The sequence below is a fragment of the Streptomyces sp. NPDC091282 genome (genome assembly GCF_044757385.1).
GTDB classification, from domain to species: Bacteria; Actinomycetota; Actinomycetes; order Streptomycetales; family Streptomycetaceae; genus Streptomyces; species Streptomyces gramineus.
Map to the genome: position 1 here is coordinate 111302 of NZ_JBIVUX010000006.1, position 17077 is coordinate 128378.

Sequence of the window (17077 nt, forward strand, 5' to 3'; positions counted from 1 at the left end):
TGCTTGATTGTTTCTCGGGCCGCTGCCATGCTCCTCCCCATGTCCGAGCCGACGCCCGTCATCGACGACCTGCGTGAGGAGAGCACGGAACTCGACCGGCTGGTGGCCGAGTCGGGAACCGAGCGGTGGACCCTCGCCACCCCCGCGCCCCGCTGGACCGTCGCCCACCAGATCGCCCACCTGCACTGGACCGACCGCGCGGCCCTGCTCGCCGTGACGGACGAGGACGGCTTCCGCGCGGAGGCCGAGAAGGCACTCGCCGCCCCCGACACCTTCGTCGACGACGGTGCCGAGGACGGCGCCCGGCTCCCGCCCGCCGACCTGCTGTCCCGCTGGCGCGAGGGCCGCGCCGCACTGGACCGGGCCCTGCGCGCCGCCCCGCCCGGCACCCGCTTCCCCTGGTTCGGGCCGCCCATGTCCGCCGCCTCCATGGCCACCGGCCGTCTCATGGAGACCTGGGCCCACGGCCAGGACATCGCCGACGCCCTCGGCGTGGTCCGCGCCCCCACCGCCCGCCTCGCCCACGTGGTCCGCATCGGCGTACGGGCCCGGAACTTCGCCTACCTGGTGCACGGACTCACCCCGCCCGCCGAGGAGTTCCGGGTGGAGATCACCGGCCCCGACGGCCAGCTGTGGGCGCACGGTCCCGAGGACGCGCCGCAGCGCGTCACCGGCCCCGCACTCGACTTCTGCCTGCTCGTCACCCAGCGCGCCCACCGCGCCGACCTCGCCGTCACCGCCACGGGCGCCGACGCCGACCGCTGGCTCGACATCGCCCAGGCCTTCGCGGGCCCGCCCGGCCCCGGGCGCACCCCGAAGGGCGGCACCGCGTGACCCTGCGCATAGGCAACGCCTCCGGCTTCTACGGCGACCGCTTCGACGCGCTGCGCGAGATGCTCACCGGCGGCGAACTCGACGTCCTCACCGGCGACTACCTCGCCGAACTGACCATGCTCATCCTGGGCCGCGACCGCCTCAAGGACCCCGGCGCCGGGTACGCCCGCACCTTCCTGCGCCAGCTGGAGGAGTGCCTGGGCCTCGCCCACGAGCGCGGCGTACGGATCGTCACCAACGCCGGCGGCCTCAACCCCGCCGGACTCGCCGACGCGGTACGGCGCCTGGCCGACCGGCTCGGCATCCCCGTGCGCGTCGCCCACGTGGAGGGCGACGACCTCACCGCCGCCCACCCCGGCAGCCTCGCCGCCCACGCCTACCTCGGCGGCTTCGGGATCGCCGCGTGCCTGCGGGCCGGCGCCGACGTCGTGGTCACCGGCCGGGTCACCGACGCCGCCCTCGTCACCGGACCCGCCGCCGCCCACTTCGGCTGGGAACCCGACGCCTACGACCGGCTCGCGGGCGCCGTCGTCGCCGGCCACGTCCTGGAGTGCGGAACCCAGGCCACCGGCGGCAACTACGCCTTCTTCACCGACGCGGGACCCGGCCGGGACCTGCGGCGGCCCGGCTTCCCGCTCGCCGAACTCCACGAGGACGGCAGCTGCGTCATCACCAAGCACCCCGGCACCGGCGGCTTCGTCGACGTCGGCACGGTGACCGCGCAGCTCCTGTACGAGACCGGCGGCGCCCGGTACGCGGGCCCCGACGTCACCGCCCGCCTCGACACCGTACGGCTGCGCCAGGACGGCCGGGACCGGGTGCGGATCGAGGGCGTCCGGGGCGAGGCACCGCCTCCGGCCCTCAAGGTCGGCCGCAACCGGCTGGGCGGCTTCCGCAACGAGGTCGTCTTCGTCCTCACCGGCCTCGACATCGAGGCCAAGGCGGAACTGGTCAAGGCGCAGATGGCCGACGCCCTCGCCAAGTCGCCCCCGCGGGAGGTGCGGTGGGACCTGGTGCGCACCGACCGGGCCGACGCGGACACCGAGGAGACCGCCAGTGCCCTGCTGCGGCTCGTCGTCCGCGACCCGGACCAGCAGGCCGTCGGCCGGGCCCTGAGCGGAGCCGCCGTGGAACTGGCGCTCGCCAGCTACCCCGGCTTCCACGTGCTCGCCCCGCCCGGAAAGGGCGCGCCCTACGGGGTCTTCGAGGACGTGTACGTCCCCCAGGGCGACGTACCCCACGCGGCCGTCCTGGACGACGGCCGGCGGATCCCCGTGCCGCCGGCCCGGGACACCCGCGTACTCCAGGAGCCGCCCGAGCCGCCGCTGCCCGAGCCGCCGCCGGCCGGACCGACCCGGCGGGCGCCCCTCGGCCTCGTCGCCGGAGCCCGCAGCGGCGACAAGGGCGGCAACGCCAACGTCGGCGTCTGGGTCCGCTCCGACGAGGCCTGGCGCTGGCTCGCGCACACCCTGACCGCCGACGCCTTCCGGCAGCTCGTACCCGAGAGCCGCGAGCTGACCGTCACCCGCCACCTGCTGCCCGGCCTGCGGGCCGTCAACTTCACCGTCGAGGGCATCCTCGGCCAGGGCGTGGCCGCCCAGCACCGTTTCGACCCCCAGGCCAAGGCCCTCGGCGAATGGCTCCGCTCCCGCCACCTGGACATCCCGGAGGCCCTGCTGTGACGGTCATCGAGACCACCCTCGACACCCACCGCCCCGACCACCGGGCGAACCGCGACACCATGCTCGCCAAGCTCGCCGACCTGGAGGCCGAGCACGCCAAGGCCCTCGCGGGCGGCGGCGAGAAGTACGTCGCGCGCCACCGCGGGCGCGGCAAACTCCTCGCCCGCGAGCGCATCGAACTCCTCCTGGACCCCGACACCCCCTTCCTGGAGCTGTCGCCGCTGGCCGCCTGGGGCAGCGACTACGCCGTCGGCGCCTCGCTGGTCACCGGGATCGGCGTCGTCGAGGGCGTGGAGTGCCTGATCACCGCCAACGACCCGACCGTGCGCGGCGGCGCCAGCAACCCCTGGTCGCTGAAGAAGGCCCTGCGCGCCAACGACATCGCCCTCGCCAACCGGCTGCCCTGCATCAGCCTGGTCGAGTCCGGCGGCGCCGACCTGCCCTCGCAGAAGGAGATCTTCATCCCGGGCGGCGCCGTCTTCCGCGACCTCACCCGGCTGTCGGCCGCCGGCATCCCCACCGTCGCCGTCGTCTTCGGCAACTCCACCGCGGGCGGCGCCTACGTCCCCGGCATGTCCGACCACGTGATCATGGTGAAGGAGCGCGCCAAGGTCTTCCTCGGCGGACCGCCCCTGGTGAAGATGGCCACCGGCGAGGAGAGCGACGACGAGTCCCTCGGCGGCGCCGAGATGCACGCGCGCGTGTCGGGCCTCGCCGACCACTTCGCCGTCGACGAACCGGACGCGCTGCGCCAGGCCCGCCGCGTGGTCGCCCGCCTCAACCACCGCAAGGCGCACCGCGACCCGGGCCCGGCCGAGCCGCCGAAGTACGCCGCCGACGACCTCCTCGGCATCGTCCCCGGCGACCTCAAGACGCCCTTCGACCCGCGCGAGGTGATCGCACGGCTCGTCGACGCCTCCGACTTCGACGAGTTCAAGCCGCTGTACGGGACCAGTCTGACGACGGGCTGGGCCACCCTGCACGGCTATCCCGTCGGCATCCTCGCCAACGCCCAGGGCGTCCTGTTCTCCGCGGAGTCCCAGAAGGCCGCCCAGTTCATCCAGCTCGCCAACCAGCGGGACATCCCGCTCCTGTTCCTGCACAACACCACCGGCTACATGGTCGGCCAGGAGTACGAGCAGGGCGGGATCATCAAACACGGCGCCATGATGATCAACGCGGTCAGCAACAGCCGCGTCCCGCACCTCTCCGTCCTCATGGGCGCCTCCTACGGCGCCGGCCACTACGGCATGTGCGGCCGCGCCTACGACCCCCGCTTCCTGTTCGCCTGGCCCAGCGCCAAGTCCGCCGTCATGGGCCCGCAGCAGCTCGCCGGCGTGCTCTCGATCGTCGCCCGCCAGTCGGCCGCCGCGAAGGGACAGCCCTACGACGACGACGCCGACGCCGCGCTGCGCGCCATGGTCGAGCAGCAGATCGAGTCCGAGTCGCTGCCGATGTTCCTGTCCGGGCGGCTGTACGACGACGGCGTCATCGACCCGCGCGACACCCGTACCGTCCTCGGCCTGTGCCTGTCCGCCATCCACACCGCCCCCTTCGAGGGCGCGCGGGGCGGCTTCGGCGTCTTCCGGATGTGAGGCATCAATGATTTCGACTCTGCTGGTCGCCAACCGGGGCGAGATCGCCTGCCGGATCTTCCGGACCTGCGCCGAACTCGGCATCAGGACCGTCGCCGTGCACTCGGACGCCGACGAGAACGCGCTGCACGCGCGCGTGGCCGACAGCGCGGTACGGCTGCCGGGCGCCACGCCCGCGGACACCTACCTGCGCGGCGACCTGGTGGTCAAGGCCGCCGTCAGCGCCGGCGCCGACGCCGTGCACCCCGGCTACGGCTTCCTCTCCGAGAACGCCGACTTCGCCCGCGCCGTCCTCGACGCCGGCCTGGTCTGGATCGGCCCGCCGCCGGAGGCGATCGAGGCGATGGCGTCCAAGACGCGCGCCAAGGAGCTGATGGGGATCGCGCCGCTCGGCGAGGTCACCGAGGCGGACCTGCCCGTGCTGGTGAAGGCGGCCGCGGGCGGCGGCGGGCGCGGGATGCGCGTCGTGCGCCGCCTGGACGAACTGGACGCCGCGCTGGAGGGCGCGCGCGCCGAGGCCGCGAGCGCCTTCGGCGACGGCGAGGTCTTCGTCGAGCCCTACATCGAACGCGGCCGCCACGTCGAGGTGCAGATCCTCGCCGACACGCACGGCACCGTGTGGCCGCTGGGCACCCGCGACTGCTCACTCCAGCGCAGGCACCAGAAGGTGATCGAGGAGGCACCGGCGCCCGGTCTCCCCGACGGGCTCACCGAGAAGCTGTACGCGCTGGCCGTGCGCGCCGCCCGCGCCGTCTCCTACACGGGCGCCGGCACCGTGGAGTTCCTCGTCGACGGCACCGAGACGCACTTCCTGGAGATGAACACCCGCCTCCAGGTGGAACACCCGGTCACCGAGGCCGTCTTCGGCATCGACCTGGTCGCCGAACAGATCCGCGTCGCCGAGGGCCACGCCCTGGCCGCCGAGGCACCGCCCGCCCGCGGCCACGCGGTCGAGGCCCGCCTCTACGCCGAGGACCCGGCCCGCGACTGGGCCCCGCAGACCGGCACCCTGCACCGCCTCGCCGTCCCCGGCGGCGTCCGCCTGGACACCGGCTACGGCGACGGCGACGAGATCGGCGTCCACTACGACGCGATGCTCGCCAAAGCCGTCGCGCACGCCCCCACGCGCGCGGAGGCCCTGCGCAGACTGGCCCACGCGCTGGAACAGGCCACCCTGCACGGCCCCACCACCAACCGCGACCTCCTCGTCCGCTCCCTGCGCCACGAGGAGTTCACCACCGCCCGCATGGACACCGGCTTCTACGACCGCCACCTCGCCGGCCTCACCGCCCCCGCCCCCGACCCGCACGCCCCGCTCGCCGCCGCCCTCGCCGACGCCCACGGCCGCTCCCGGTTCGGCGGCTGGCGCAACCTCTCCTCCCAGCCGCAGACCAAGCGGTACCTGATGGCGGACGAGGAGCACGAGGTCCACTACCGGCACACCCGCGACGGCCTCGCGGCGGACGGCGTACGCGTCGTGCACGCGGACGCGCACCTGGTCGTGCTCGACATCGACGGCGTGCACCGCAAGTTCGCGGTGTCCCGGTACGGCGACCGGGTCCACGTCAACGCCACCGCCCTCACCGCGCTCCCGCGCTTCCCCGACCCGAAGGCCCAGCTGGCACCGGGCTCCCTGCTGGCACCGATGCCGGGAACGGTCGTACGGATCGCGGAGGGGCTGACGGAGGGCGACTCGGTGGAGGCGGGCCAGCCGCTGATGTGGCTGGAGGCCATGAAGATGCAGCACCAGATCACGGCGCCGGTGACGGGAACGCTGAGCGAGCTGCGGGTCGCGGTCGGCCAACAGGTAGAGCCCGGCTCGCTACTGGCAGTGGTAAAGGCGCCCCTGTAGGGGCGCGGGGCCGTATTCGATTTGCGGCTGTCGCCGCGTGAGCGCGACCAGCCACCGACAACCCGCACTCGAAGGAGCCACCGTGACCCCTCAAATCGAAACCGACGAGCACAAGGCACTCCGCGAAGCGGTCGCCGCCCTCGGCAAGAAGTACGGCCGCGACTACATCACCCGCACCATCGCCGAGGGCCGCCACCCCACCGAACTCTGGCAGGAAGCCGGAAAACTCGGCTACCTCGGCGTCAACCTCCCGGAGGAGTACGGCGGCGGAGGCGGCGGCATCGCCGAACTCTCCATCGTGCTCGAAGAACTCGGCGCCGCCGGCTCCCCGCTCCTCATGCTCGTGGTCTCGCCCGCCATCTGCGGAACCGTGATCTCCCGCTTCGGCACCGAGGAGCAGAAGCGCACCTGGATCCCGGGACTCTCCGACGGCTCCCGCCTGATGGCCTTCGGCATCACCGAACCCGACGCCGGCTCCAACTCGCACCGCATCACCACCACCGCCCGCCGCGACCCCGACACCGGCGACTGGCTGCTCACCGGCCGCAAGGTCTTCATCTCCGGCGTCGACATGGCCGACGCCGTCCTGATCGTCGGCCGCACCGAGGACGCCCGCACCGGCAGCCTCAAGCCCTGCCTGTTCATCGTCCCGACCGACGCCGGCGGCTTCCACAAGAACCCCATCGACATGGAACTCAACGCCGCCGAGAAGCAGTGGGAACTGGTCCTGGACGACGTACGGCTGCCCGCCGACGCACTCGTCGGCGACGAGGACGCCGGTCTCCTTCAGCTCTTCGCCGGACTGAACCCGGAACGGATCATGACGGCCGCCTTCGCGATCGGCATGGGACGCCACGCCCTGGCCAAGGCGATCGCCTACGCGCGCGAGCGGACCGTCTGGAAGACCCCCATCGGCGCCCACCAGGCCATCGCGCACCCGCTCGCCCAGGCCCACATCGAGCTCGAACTCGCCCGCCTGATGATGCAGAAGGCGGCCCACCTCTACGACGCCGGGGACGACATCGGCGCGGGCGAGGCCGCCAACATGGCCAAGTACGCGGCCGCCGAGGCCTGCGTGCGCGCGGTCGACCAGGCCGTGCACACCCTCGGCGGCAACGGACTCACCCGCGAATTCGGCCTCGCCTCGCTGATAACGGCCGCGCGCGTGGCTCGTATTGCTCCGGTGAGCAGGGAGATGATTCTCAACTACGTCTCCCACCAGACCCTGGGCCTGCCCAAGTCGTACTAGGCCGCCTTGGAGGAACCGTGTTCCGCAGCGCGTACGCAGACGTTCCGCCCGTAGAACTCCCGATCCACGAGGCCGTACTGGGCCGCGCCGCCGCGTTCGGCGACACGCCCGCCCTGATCGACGGCACCGACGGCACCACCCTCAGCTACGAACAACTGGACCGGTTCCACCGCAGGGTCGCGGCCGGACTCGCCGACGCCGGCGTCCGCAAGGGCGACGTGCTCGCCCTGCACAGCCCGAACACGGTCGCCTTCCCGACGGCCTTCTACGCGGCCACGCGCGCGGGCGCCTCCGTCACCACCGTGCACCCCCTCGCCACCCCCGAGGAGTTCGCCAAACAGCTCACGGACTCCGCGGCCCGCTGGATCATCACCGTCTCACCGCTCCTGGAGGCCGCCCGCCGGGCCGCCGAACTCGCCGGCGGCGTGGCCGAGATCTTCGTCTGCGACAGCGCGCCCGGCCACCGCTCGCTGATCGACATGCTCGCCTCCACCGCACCCGAGCCGCACGTCGCCATCGACCCCGCCGAGGACATCGCCGCACTGCCGTACTCCTCCGGCACCACCGGCGTCCCCAAGGGCGTGATGCTCACCCACCGGCAGATCGCCACCAACCTCGCCCAGCTGGAACCCGCCGTCCCCACCGGCCCCGGCGAACGCATCCTCGCCGTCCTCCCGCTCTTCCACATCTACGGCCTCACCGCGCTCATGAACGCGCCGCTGCGGATGGGCGCCACCGTCGTCGTCCTGCCCCGCTTCGACCTGGAGACCTTCCTCGCGGCCATCCAGAACCACCGCATCACCGGCCTGTACGTCGCCCCGCCGATCGTCCTCGCCCTCGCCAAGCACCCCCTGGTCGAGCAGTACGACCTGTCCTCCCTGCGGTACGTCATGAGCGCCGCCGCACCCCTGGACGCCCGCCTCGCCGCCGCCTGCTCCGCACGCCTCGGTCTGCCGCCCGTCGCCCAGGCCTACGGCATGACGGAACTCTCGCCCGGCACCCACGTCGTCCCGCTCGACGCCATGCGCCACGCACCGCCCGGCACCGTCGGCCGCCTCATCGCCGGCACCGAGATGCGGATCGTCTCCCTCGACGACCCGCACAAGGACCTCGGCACCGGCGAACCCGGCGAGATCCTCATCCGCGGCCCCCAGGTCATGAAGGGCTACCTCGGCCGCCCCGACGCCACCGCCGAGATGATCGACACCGACGGCTGGCTGCACACCGGGGACGTCGGCCACACCGACGCCGACGGCTGGCTGTTCGTCGTCGACCGGGTCAAGGAACTCATCAAGTACAAGGGCTTCCAGGTGGCCCCCGCCGAACTGGAGGCCGTCCTGCTCACCCACCCCGGCATCGCCGACGCCGCCGTCGTCGGCACCTACAACGAGGACGGCAACGAGGTCCCGCACGCCTTCGTCGTCCGCCAGCCCGCCGCCACCGCGCTCACCGAGAACGAGACCATGCTCTACGTCGCCGAACGCGTCGCACCCTACAAACGCGTCCGCAGGGTCACCTTCGTCGCCGGGGTGCCCCGCGCCGCGTCCGGGAAGATACTCCGCCGCGAACTCCGCGGCCTCACCACGACCGCGACCGCCACGACCGCGACCGCCACGACCGCGACCGCCACGACCGCGACCGCCCCGACCGCGGAACCCGAGGAGCGCCCATGACGTCCGTCGGACAGACACGCGCGCGTGCCGTCGCCACCCTCAGCCTCGACTCCGTCCCCACCCGCAACGCCCTGTCCGCCGCCCTCGTCGCCGAACTCACCGAAGCCCTCGCCGACTGCGCCAAGGACCCCGACGTCCGCGCGGTCGTCCTCACCCACACCGGGACGACCTTCTGCGCCGGCGCCGACCTGCGCGACCCGCCCCACCCCGACGCCCTCGTCCAGCTCCTGCGCCGGATCGTCGAGCTGCCCAAACCGGTCGTCGCCCGCGTCACGGGACACGTCCGCGCGGGCGGCCTCGGCCTCCTCGCCGCCTGCGACATCGCCGCCGCCTCCACCGACTCCACCTTCGCCTTCACGGAGGTCCGCATCGGCGTCGCCCCCGCGGTGATCTCCCTGCCGCTCCTCCCGCGCGCCGACCCCCGCACCCTCGCCCGCTACTACCTCACCGGCGAACGCTTCGACCCGGCCGAAGCCGTACGCCTCGGCCTGCTCACCGCCGCCGCCGACGACGTCGACACCGCCCTCGAACCCGTCCTCGACGGACTGCGGCGCTCCGCACCCGAGGCCCTGGCCGAGACGAAACGGCTGCTCACGGCTAGGGTGCTGGAGACATTCGACCGGGACGCGGCCACCCTCACCGCGCTCTCGGCCCGGCTGTTCTCCTCCGACCAGGCCCGCGAGGGGATGACAGCCTTCCTCGAACGACGGGACGCGGCGTGGGTGGTGTGAGTACGGCGGAACGGGCGCCGAAGCAGGACCGCAGCCGGGCCACCCGGCAACGGCTCCTGGAAGCCGCCGTGGCCTGCCTGGCCGAACACGGCTGGGCGGGCTCCACGGTCGCCGTCGTCGCCGAACGCGCCGGCGTCTCCCGGGGCGCCGCCCAGCACCACTTCCCCACCCGCGAGGACCTCTTCACCGCCGCCGTCGAGTACGTCGCCGAGGAACGCTCGAACGCCATCCGGGCCCTCTTCCCCGACGGGGCCGCGGCGGACCGCAGGGCCGTCGTCTCGGCCCTCGTCGACCTCTTCACCGGCCCCCTCTTCCGCGCCGCCCTCCACCTGTGGGTCGCCGCCTCCGACGAGGACCAGCTCCGCCCCCGCGTCACCGAACTGGAGGCCCGCGTCGGCCGCGAGACCCACCGCATCGCCGTGGACCTCCTGGCCGCCGACGAATCCCGGCCCGGCACCCGGGAGACCGTCCAGGGACTCCTGGACATGGCCCGGGGTCTCGGCCTCGCCAACCTCCTGACCGACGACGCGGCGAGGCGGGAACGCGTGGTGACGCAGTGGGCGGCACTGCTGGACGAGGTGCTGGCCTGACGAGGTGCCGGCCTGACGAGGGCCGACCTGACGAGGTGCCGGCCAGACGAGGCGGCCCTAGTGGGCGATGTCCGCGAACCCCTCGATGTCCTCCACCTTCCGGGACCCCGGACCCACGTACTCCGCCGACGGCCGCACCAGCCGGCCCGTCCGCTTCTGCTCCAGGATGTGCGCCGACCACCCGGCCGTGCGCGCGCACGTGAACATCGACGTGAACATGTGCGCCGGCACCTCGGCGAAGTCCAGCATGATCGCCGCCCAGAACTCCACGTTGGTGGCGAGCACACGATCCGGCCGGCGGTTGTGGAGCTCCTCCAGCGCCGCCTTCTCCAGCGCCTCCGCGATCTCGAACCGCGGCGCCCCCAGCTCCCGCGCCGTCCGCCGCAGAACCCGCGCCCGCGGGTCCTCCGCCCGGTACACCCGGTGCCCGAACCCCATCAGCCGCTCGCCCCGGTCCAGCGCGCCCTTGACGTACGCCGTCGCGTCCCCGGTCCGCTCGATCTCCTCGATCATCCCGAGCACCCGGGACGGCGCACCGCCGTGCAGCGGCCCCGACATGGCACCCACGGCGCCCGACAGCGCGGCGGCGACGTCCGCGCCCGTGGAGGCGATGACCCGCGCGGTGAAGGTCGACGCGTTCATCCCGTGCTCGGCGGCCGACGTCCAGTAGGCGTCCACGGCCGCCACGTGCCGCGGGTCCGGCTCCCCGCGCCACCGGATCATGAACCGCTCGACCACCGAGTTCGCCTTGTCGATCTCGCGCTGCGGCACCATCGCCAGCCCCTGCCCGCGCGCGGACTGGGCGACGTACGACAGCGCCATGACCGCGGCCCGCGCCAGGTCGTCCCTGGCCTGCTCCGCGTCGATGTCGAGGAGCGGCTTGAGCCCCCACACGGGGGCGAGCATGGCGAGCGCGGACTGCACGTCCACCCGGATGTCACCCGAATGGACCGGGATGGGGAACGGCTCCGCGGCCGGCAGACCGGGATTGAAGGCACCGTCGACCAGCAGCCCCCAGACGTTCCCGAACGAGACGTGCCCGACCAGGTCCTCGATGTCGACGCCCCGGTACCGCAGGGCGCCTCCCTCCTTGTCCGGTTCGGCGATCTCCGTCTCGAACGCGACGACTCCTTCGAGCCCGGGTACGAAGTCGGACATGGGGCGGCTCCTCGATAGAGGTGTACGGCGGAGGCATCTGCACCATAACCCCGAGTGTCAGAATTGGGGAGCCCAGCGGCACTCAGTGCCACCAAGGGGGTTGGCGCAGCATATGGCCCGAACCCGTATGCCCATACGGCAGGATGACCGCGTGACCGACCGTGACCCCGCTGCGATGCGCCAGCACTACCGGGCCGAGGGCCTCGACGAGAAGGACCTGCCCGTCCATCCGATGGACCAGTTCACCCACTGGTTCGAACAGGCCGCGCGGGCGGCCGACGACGGCGTGATCCACGAACCCAACGCGATGGTCGTCTCCACCGCCGACGCGGAGGGCCGCCCCAGCTCACGCACGGTCCTGATGAAGCAGTACGACGCGAAGGGCTTCGTCTTCTACACCAACTACGACTCCCGCAAGGCCCGGGACATCGCCGCGAACCCGCACGTCTCCCTGCTCTTCCCCTGGCACGCGCTGGCCCGCCAGGTCATCGTCACCGGCACCGCCCGCCGCACCGGCCGCGACGAGACCACCGCCTACTTCCGCACCCGCCCGCACGGCTCCCAGCTCGGCGCCTGGGCCAGCGCCCAGTCCTCGGTCGTCTCCCGCACCGAACTCGACACCGCCTACGCCGAGCTGCACGCCCGCTACCCCGAGGGCGAACAGGTCCCGGTCCCCCCGCACTGGGGCGGCTTCCGGGTCGAACCCCGCACCATCGAGTTCTGGCAGGGCCGCCACAACCGCCTCCACGACCGCCTGCGCTACGTGGCCGCCCCCGACGGCACCTGGCAGGTGGAACGCCTCAGCCCCTGACCGGCCCCGGGAACGCAGACGACCCGCGAGCTCGGGTCCCTCCGCCGAAAGACGGAGAAGCCGGCCGGACGTACCGGCGAGCTCGCGGGTCGGGTGACTGCGTTGGATTGGCCGGCTGCGTACATCTCGTGCACGCCGGTCCGGCACCGCACATCGTGTGGGGGCGGGCCGTCAGCCCGCAGCCACCTCTTCCGTCCGATATGCATACATCTACCGAACCACCTCCTCTCTGAAGTACCAGCAACTCTACGAAGCCGTCCGGAAGGGCTCAACTGTTTTTTGGAGATGCCGGCGGAGTGAGCTCAGGCCGAGTCCGAAGTGCTGCTTGGTACGAGAGCGCCGTAGGCGCGGGAATCCGTACCGATCGGGTGTGGTGCGTGCGTACGAGCCGCGGCCGGTGGCCTTCGCGACCAGGACCCGTTCGGGGAACCTCACGATCGCATCGGGGGCACCTCCCTGATCCTGCGATCGCGATGACTGGGGCTGGTCACTCGACGGCCTCACGGCCGGGGAGCGAGTGACCTCCCTTCTCGTGTATCCAGGCGAAACTACGGTTCCGGGCCCTGACCGATGCCTTGATCGTCCTGGAATCGCCCGGTCGTGCGAATCCGGCGCGTTACTCGAACGCCTGGGTGGAGTGGGTGCTGACGGGCGAGAGGGGCACGGATATGCGTTGAGGCCGTGACGGAGATCTGGCTGGCGTTCCCTGCCCGAGCGGACGGCGGGGAGAACGGAGGAAGTCGTGGACGGCGAGCAGCTCAGGGTCGTCGGTGTCGGTGCGGGTGGGGGTGGGCTGGAGGGGTGGCGGTATGTGCACAACGTCGTCGTGCCGCCCGCCGCGATGTCGGCCGGTGAGGCGCGGGAGCGGCTGGAGCGGGGGTATCTGCTGGAGAACGCGTATCTCGGTGACGTGCTCGTGGGGTGTTCCACCGTGCGGCCGGCGGTCGACGGCGCGGTGACGGTGATCGCGCGCGTGCTGCCGGGGTTTCGGCGGCGGGGGTTCGGCAAGGCGTTGTACGAGCGTGGGCTGGCGCACGCGCGCGAGCGGGGCGCCGAGGCCGTCGAGACGTGTGTGCTGGCGGTCAACGAGGACGGGCTGCGGTTCGCCGGACGGCACGGGTTCGTCGAGGTGGAGCGGTATGTGCTCGACGGAGGGGACGATGAGTGGGTGGATCTTCGGCTCGGGCTGTGAGCGCCCGCGCGCAACGATTCCTTCAATCTTGCGGGAACACGGTGTGGGCTGCGTCACGTTCGAGTTGAATGAAGGGCAGCGAGGAACCGACGCGCCGTGCGTGCGGACGCAGCCTGATGGGGGTCCAGGTGAGTGCTTCCCGGCGTAGTGGGACCACCGACGAGCTGGGGCCGGGCGAGCCTGAGCGCGAGCCGGAGCGGGACGGTCCGGAGGACTCGGGCGGATCCGATCTGCTCGCGGCGCTCCTGGACGGCATGGACGCGGCCCTGTGCGCGTTCGACGCGGACGGCTTCGTCACCCACTGGAACCGCGAGGCCGAGCGGATCCTCGGGTGGACGGCCGCCGAGGCGGTGGGCCGGCACGGGTTCGCCGGCTGGGCGGTGCGCGAGGCGGACGCCGACGAGGTCGAGGGGCGGCTGCTGTCGGCCATGCACGCCCCGGGACGCCAGGTGCACGAGTTCGCGCTGCTCACCAAGGACGGCCGCCGGGTGCTGGTGCGGACCCAGTCCGCGGCCGTGCGCGGCCCGGACGGCAAGCCCGCGGGCGTGTACTGCGCGTTCAGCGAGGTGCACACGCAGATCGACCTGGAGCGGTCCATCGCGCTGAGCGAGGCGCTGTTCGAGGACGCGGCCTGGGGTGTCGTCCTGGTCGACGCGGACCTGCGGCCGGCCGTGGTCAACGCGTTCGCCGCGCGGGCGCTCGGGACCGGGCGCACCTCGGCGCTGGGGCGCCCGCTCGGGGAGCTGCTGGCGCAGGGCGTGGAGGACCTGGAGGGCGCGCTGACCCACGTGCTGGCCGAGGGCGCGCCGCCCGCGCCGGCCGAGATGTGGGTGAGCGTGCGGACGGCGGAGGGCGAGCAGCGGCGCTGCTGGCGGTCCGGGTTCCTGCGGCTGGCGTCGCCGCTCGCGGAGGAGCCGGTGCCGCTCGGGGTCGGCTGGCTGTTCCAGGACGTCACGGAGGCCAAGCAGGCCGAGCAGGAGGCGGCGATGCTGCGCTTCCGCGCGAACCAGCTGCACCGTGCGGGCCGCGCGGCCTCCGAGTGCGAGGACCCGGTGGAGGCGGCCACCCTCCATCTGGACTTCGCGCTGGCCGGGTTCGCCGATCACGCGGTGGTCGACCGGGTGGTGGGCGGTTCGCGGGCGGACGGGGAGGTGGGTCCAGTACGGCTGGTGCGGATCGCGGCCACGCCGTCCGGGGCGCCGGGTCCGAGCCTGCTGACGGGCGCGGCCGGGCTGCCGGTGCGCTACGACGACGGTCATCCGGCGCTGCAGTGCGTGGCGCGTGCCGGGAGCGTGCGGGCGGACGCCGGGAACGTGCCGGCGGACAGCGCGCGGGAGTGGGCGCTGGAGCGGCAGTGGCCGGGGGACGCGGTGCACGCGCTGTGCGCGGTGCTGCGCAGCCGGGGGCGGACGCTGGGCGTGCTGACGTTCCTGCGCGGGCCGGGGCGCAGCCGCTTCGAGCGCGTGGACGCCACGTACGCGGAGGACGTGGCGGTGCGGATCGCGACGGCGCTGGACCTGGCCCAGCTGGTGCGGGAGCGGCAGCAGTAGCGGTGTCCCGGCGCCGGGCCGGCTCAGTGCTGGTAGAAGATCCGGTCGCCGTACTCCTCGAAGACCCGGGCGTTCCATTCGTGGCCGCCGTCGACGTTGCCCGAGCGCAGCAGCGGGGGTTCGATGCCGCGGTCGGCGAGGGTGGCCGCGGTGGTGGCCAGGACCGCCTGGAGCAGGGCGCTGGTGACGACCGTGGAGGCCGGGGCGAAGGGGGCGGGGATGGTGTCGAGGGTGAGTTCGGCGTCCCCGATGGCGATCTTGGAGTCGAGGACGACGTCGCAGTGGTCCTTGAGGTAGGTGCCGGAGGAGTGCCGGGAGGCGGTCTCGGCGGCGTAGGCCACGGAGGTCACGCCGATGACCTTGGCGCCGCGGGTGCGGGCGCTGACGGCCATCTCGACGGGCAGGGCGTTGCGGCCGGACAGGGAGACGATCACGAGGGCGTCGCCGGCGCGCAGCGGGGAGGTGTCGAGGACGGCGGTGGCGAGTCCGTCGACGCGTTCCAGGCGGGAGCCGAGGGTCGCGGGCATCACGTCGACGCCGACGAGGCCGGGCGCGGCCAGCAGGTTCATGAGGGCGAGGCCGCCCGCGCGGTAGACGAGGTCCTGGGCGGCGAGCGAGGAGTGCCCGGCGCCGAAGGCGAACAGCCGGCCGCCGGCGGCGACGGTGTCGGCGAGGAGGACGCCGGCGGCGGTGATGGTCTCGGCCTCCTCGTCGCGGACGCGTTGCAGGAGGCCGATCGCGGCGTCGAAGAACAGGTCGGCGGGTGTGCCGTCGCTCATGCGGTGCCCCTTTGCTCGACGCCGAGTGGTGTGTGTCGCGGATCACCCTCCGGTCTGGACCATCTCGGTGTCAATACGGCCGGGGAGCGGCGGCGCGGGGCCGGTGTGCCCGGCCCCTGTTTTCCCCGCGTCCCCCGCTTGTCAGTGGGATCCGGCAGAATTGGTGTCAGGGCCAGCGCACGCACGCGGCCGGGCTTCCGGCAGAGGTAATCGAGGGGCACGTATGTCCGGACTGATCGACACCACGGAGATGTATCTCCGCACCATCCTCGAACTCGAAGAGGAAGGCGTGGTCCCCATGCGCGCCCGCATCGCGGAGCGGCTCGACCAGAGCGGGCCGACGGTGAGCCAGACGGTGGCGCGGATGGAGCGGGACGGCCTGGTGTCCGTCGCCAGCGACCGCCATCTGGAGCTGACCGACGAGGGCAGGCGGCTGGCGACGCGGGTGATGCGCAAGCACCGGCTCGCCGAGTGCCTGCTGGTCGACGTGATCGGCCTGGAGTGGGAGCAGGTGCACGCCGAGGCGTGCCGCTGGGAGCACGTGATGAGCGAGGCGGTGGAGCGGCGGGTGCTGGAGCTGCTGCGCCATCCGACCGAGTCGCCGTACGGCAACCCGATCCCGGGTCTTGAGGAGCTGGGCGAGAAGGACGGCGCGGATCCCTTCCTGGACGAGGGCATGGTGTCGCTGGCCGACCTGGATCCGGGTGCGGACGGCAAGACCGTGGTCGTACGCCGGATCGGTGAGCCCATCCAGACCGACGCGCAGCTGATGTACACGCTGCGGCGGGCGGGTGTGCAGCCCGGTTCGGTGGTGAGCGTGACGGAGGCGGCCGGCGGGGTGCTGGTGGGCAGCGGCGGCGAGGCGGCCGAGCTGGAGGCGGACGTCGCCTCCCACGTGTTCGTCGCCAAGCGCTGAGCGGTCCTCGCCGGGCGCCGGACTCCGGCCGTCCGGCGTGCTCCGCCGACGGCTGACGGCGTCCGGAGGTTTTTCGTCAACTTCCGCTGCTCATGCGGGAGTTGACGCTCTCTCTCGACGTTCCCGGGAGGCGTGTCGAACGCGTCGGATCCGAGATTCAGTGCTCCGAATCGCAGCGCTCGGACGCTTCGCGTGCGAGGCTGTCGCGAGAGGCATATGACCTGAGGGGGGCGGGGAGGATGTGCCGAAGACGTGGAAAAGGAGCGAGGGCCGGCCCCGGCACCCTCAGGTGCCGGGGCCTGTCCTCCCCAGAGCTGACCCGGAGCCCCGAGCTCTCAGGGTCATCCCCTCGGACCGTCTTCCCCGAGCGGTCCGCCCCCCGCAGAACAAATCCCCCTGGTGGCGCCGATCATGCCTGGGGAGGGGTCACTCGAACGAGGGGTGTTGCCCGCAGGAGCCCCGATG

The 17077-nt window shown here is 72.9% G+C and carries 14 protein-coding genes; 12 read left to right on the forward strand and 2 right to left on the reverse strand.

Annotated elements, in window-relative coordinates:
- The first annotated feature begins 39 nt into the window (after positions 1-39).
- From ACIQOE_RS27645 to ACIQOE_RS27680, 8 genes are all read left to right on the forward strand, one after another.
- Complete coding sequence (locus tag ACIQOE_RS27645) at positions 40-834, forward strand: TIGR03084 family metal-binding protein (RefSeq protein WP_365575045.1); 795 nt, start codon at positions 40-42, stop codon at positions 832-834.
- On the forward strand, positions 831-2516 hold the full coding sequence (locus tag ACIQOE_RS27650) for an acyclic terpene utilization AtuA family protein (RefSeq protein ID WP_401414350.1): 1686 nt from the start codon (positions 831-833) through the stop codon (positions 2514-2516). Before ACIQOE_RS27645 ends, ACIQOE_RS27650 begins: the two co-directional genes overlap by 4 nt.
- Positions 2513-4111 carry an acyl-CoA carboxylase subunit beta gene (locus ACIQOE_RS27655; protein WP_401414352.1) on the forward strand — a complete coding sequence of 533 codons (1599 nt, stop codon included), beginning with the start codon at positions 2513-2515 and terminating at the stop codon, positions 4109-4111. Before ACIQOE_RS27650 ends, ACIQOE_RS27655 begins: the two co-directional genes overlap by 4 nt.
- A gap of 7 nt (positions 4112-4118) precedes the next feature.
- Positions 4119-5963, forward strand: a complete 1845-nt coding sequence (locus ACIQOE_RS27660) for an acetyl/propionyl/methylcrotonyl-CoA carboxylase subunit alpha (protein WP_401414354.1) — start codon at positions 4119-4121, stop codon at positions 5961-5963.
- Positions 5964-6045: 82 nt separating this feature from the next.
- The gene (locus tag ACIQOE_RS27665; protein ID WP_401414356.1) at positions 6046-7212 is read left to right on the forward strand and encodes an acyl-CoA dehydrogenase family protein; all 1167 of its coding nucleotides are present in this window, start codon (positions 6046-6048) and stop codon (positions 7210-7212) included.
- A gap of 17 nt (positions 7213-7229) precedes the next feature.
- Positions 7230-8885, forward strand: a complete 1656-nt coding sequence (locus ACIQOE_RS27670) for a 4-coumarate--CoA ligase family protein (protein ID WP_401414358.1) — start codon at positions 7230-7232, stop codon at positions 8883-8885.
- Complete coding sequence (locus ACIQOE_RS27675; RefSeq protein ID WP_351321337.1) at positions 8882-9616, forward strand: enoyl-CoA hydratase family protein; 735 nt, start codon at positions 8882-8884, stop codon at positions 9614-9616. The genes ACIQOE_RS27670 and ACIQOE_RS27675 overlap by 4 nt, the downstream gene beginning before the upstream one ends.
- Positions 9604-10206: a TetR/AcrR family transcriptional regulator gene (locus tag ACIQOE_RS27680; protein ID WP_351321335.1), complete on the forward strand. Its 603-nt coding sequence runs from the start codon at positions 9604-9606 to the stop codon at positions 10204-10206. Before ACIQOE_RS27675 ends, ACIQOE_RS27680 begins: the two co-directional genes overlap by 13 nt.
- A gap of 57 nt (positions 10207-10263) precedes the next feature.
- Here ACIQOE_RS27680 and ACIQOE_RS27685 read toward each other — a convergent pair whose 3' ends face one another.
- Positions 10264-11364, reverse strand: coding sequence for a citrate synthase 2 (locus ACIQOE_RS27685; protein WP_351321333.1), 1101 nt, complete (start codon positions 11362-11364; stop codon positions 10264-10266).
- A gap of 127 nt (positions 11365-11491) precedes the next feature.
- Between ACIQOE_RS27685 and pdxH the strand changes: the two genes are divergently transcribed.
- The 3 genes from pdxH (at position 11492) to ACIQOE_RS27700 (ending at position 14917) form a co-directional block, all read left to right on the forward strand.
- Entirely contained in the window at positions 11492-12175 is a 684-nt protein-coding gene (gene pdxH / locus ACIQOE_RS27690) for a pyridoxamine 5'-phosphate oxidase (protein WP_351321331.1), read from the forward strand.
- Positions 12176-13016: 841 nt separating this feature from the next.
- Entirely contained in the window at positions 13017-13367 is a 351-nt protein-coding gene (locus tag ACIQOE_RS27695) for a GNAT family N-acetyltransferase (RefSeq protein ID WP_351321521.1), read from the forward strand.
- A gap of 128 nt (positions 13368-13495) precedes the next feature.
- On the forward strand, positions 13496-14917 hold the full coding sequence (locus ACIQOE_RS27700) for a PAS domain-containing protein (protein WP_401414360.1): 1422 nt from the start codon (positions 13496-13498) through the stop codon (positions 14915-14917).
- Positions 14918-14940: 23 nt separating this feature from the next.
- Here ACIQOE_RS27700 and ACIQOE_RS27705 read toward each other — a convergent pair whose 3' ends face one another.
- Complete coding sequence (locus ACIQOE_RS27705) at positions 14941-15696, reverse strand: SIS domain-containing protein (RefSeq protein WP_351321327.1); 756 nt, start codon at positions 15694-15696, stop codon at positions 14941-14943.
- 223 nt (positions 15697-15919) lie between these two features.
- On the opposite strand from ACIQOE_RS27705, the gene ACIQOE_RS27710 reads away from it, so the two are divergent.
- A complete protein-coding gene (locus ACIQOE_RS27710; RefSeq protein ID WP_351321325.1) occupies positions 15920-16612 on the forward strand; it encodes a metal-dependent transcriptional regulator in 693 nt (230 codons plus the stop codon).
- Positions 16613-17077: the final 465 nt, after the last annotated feature.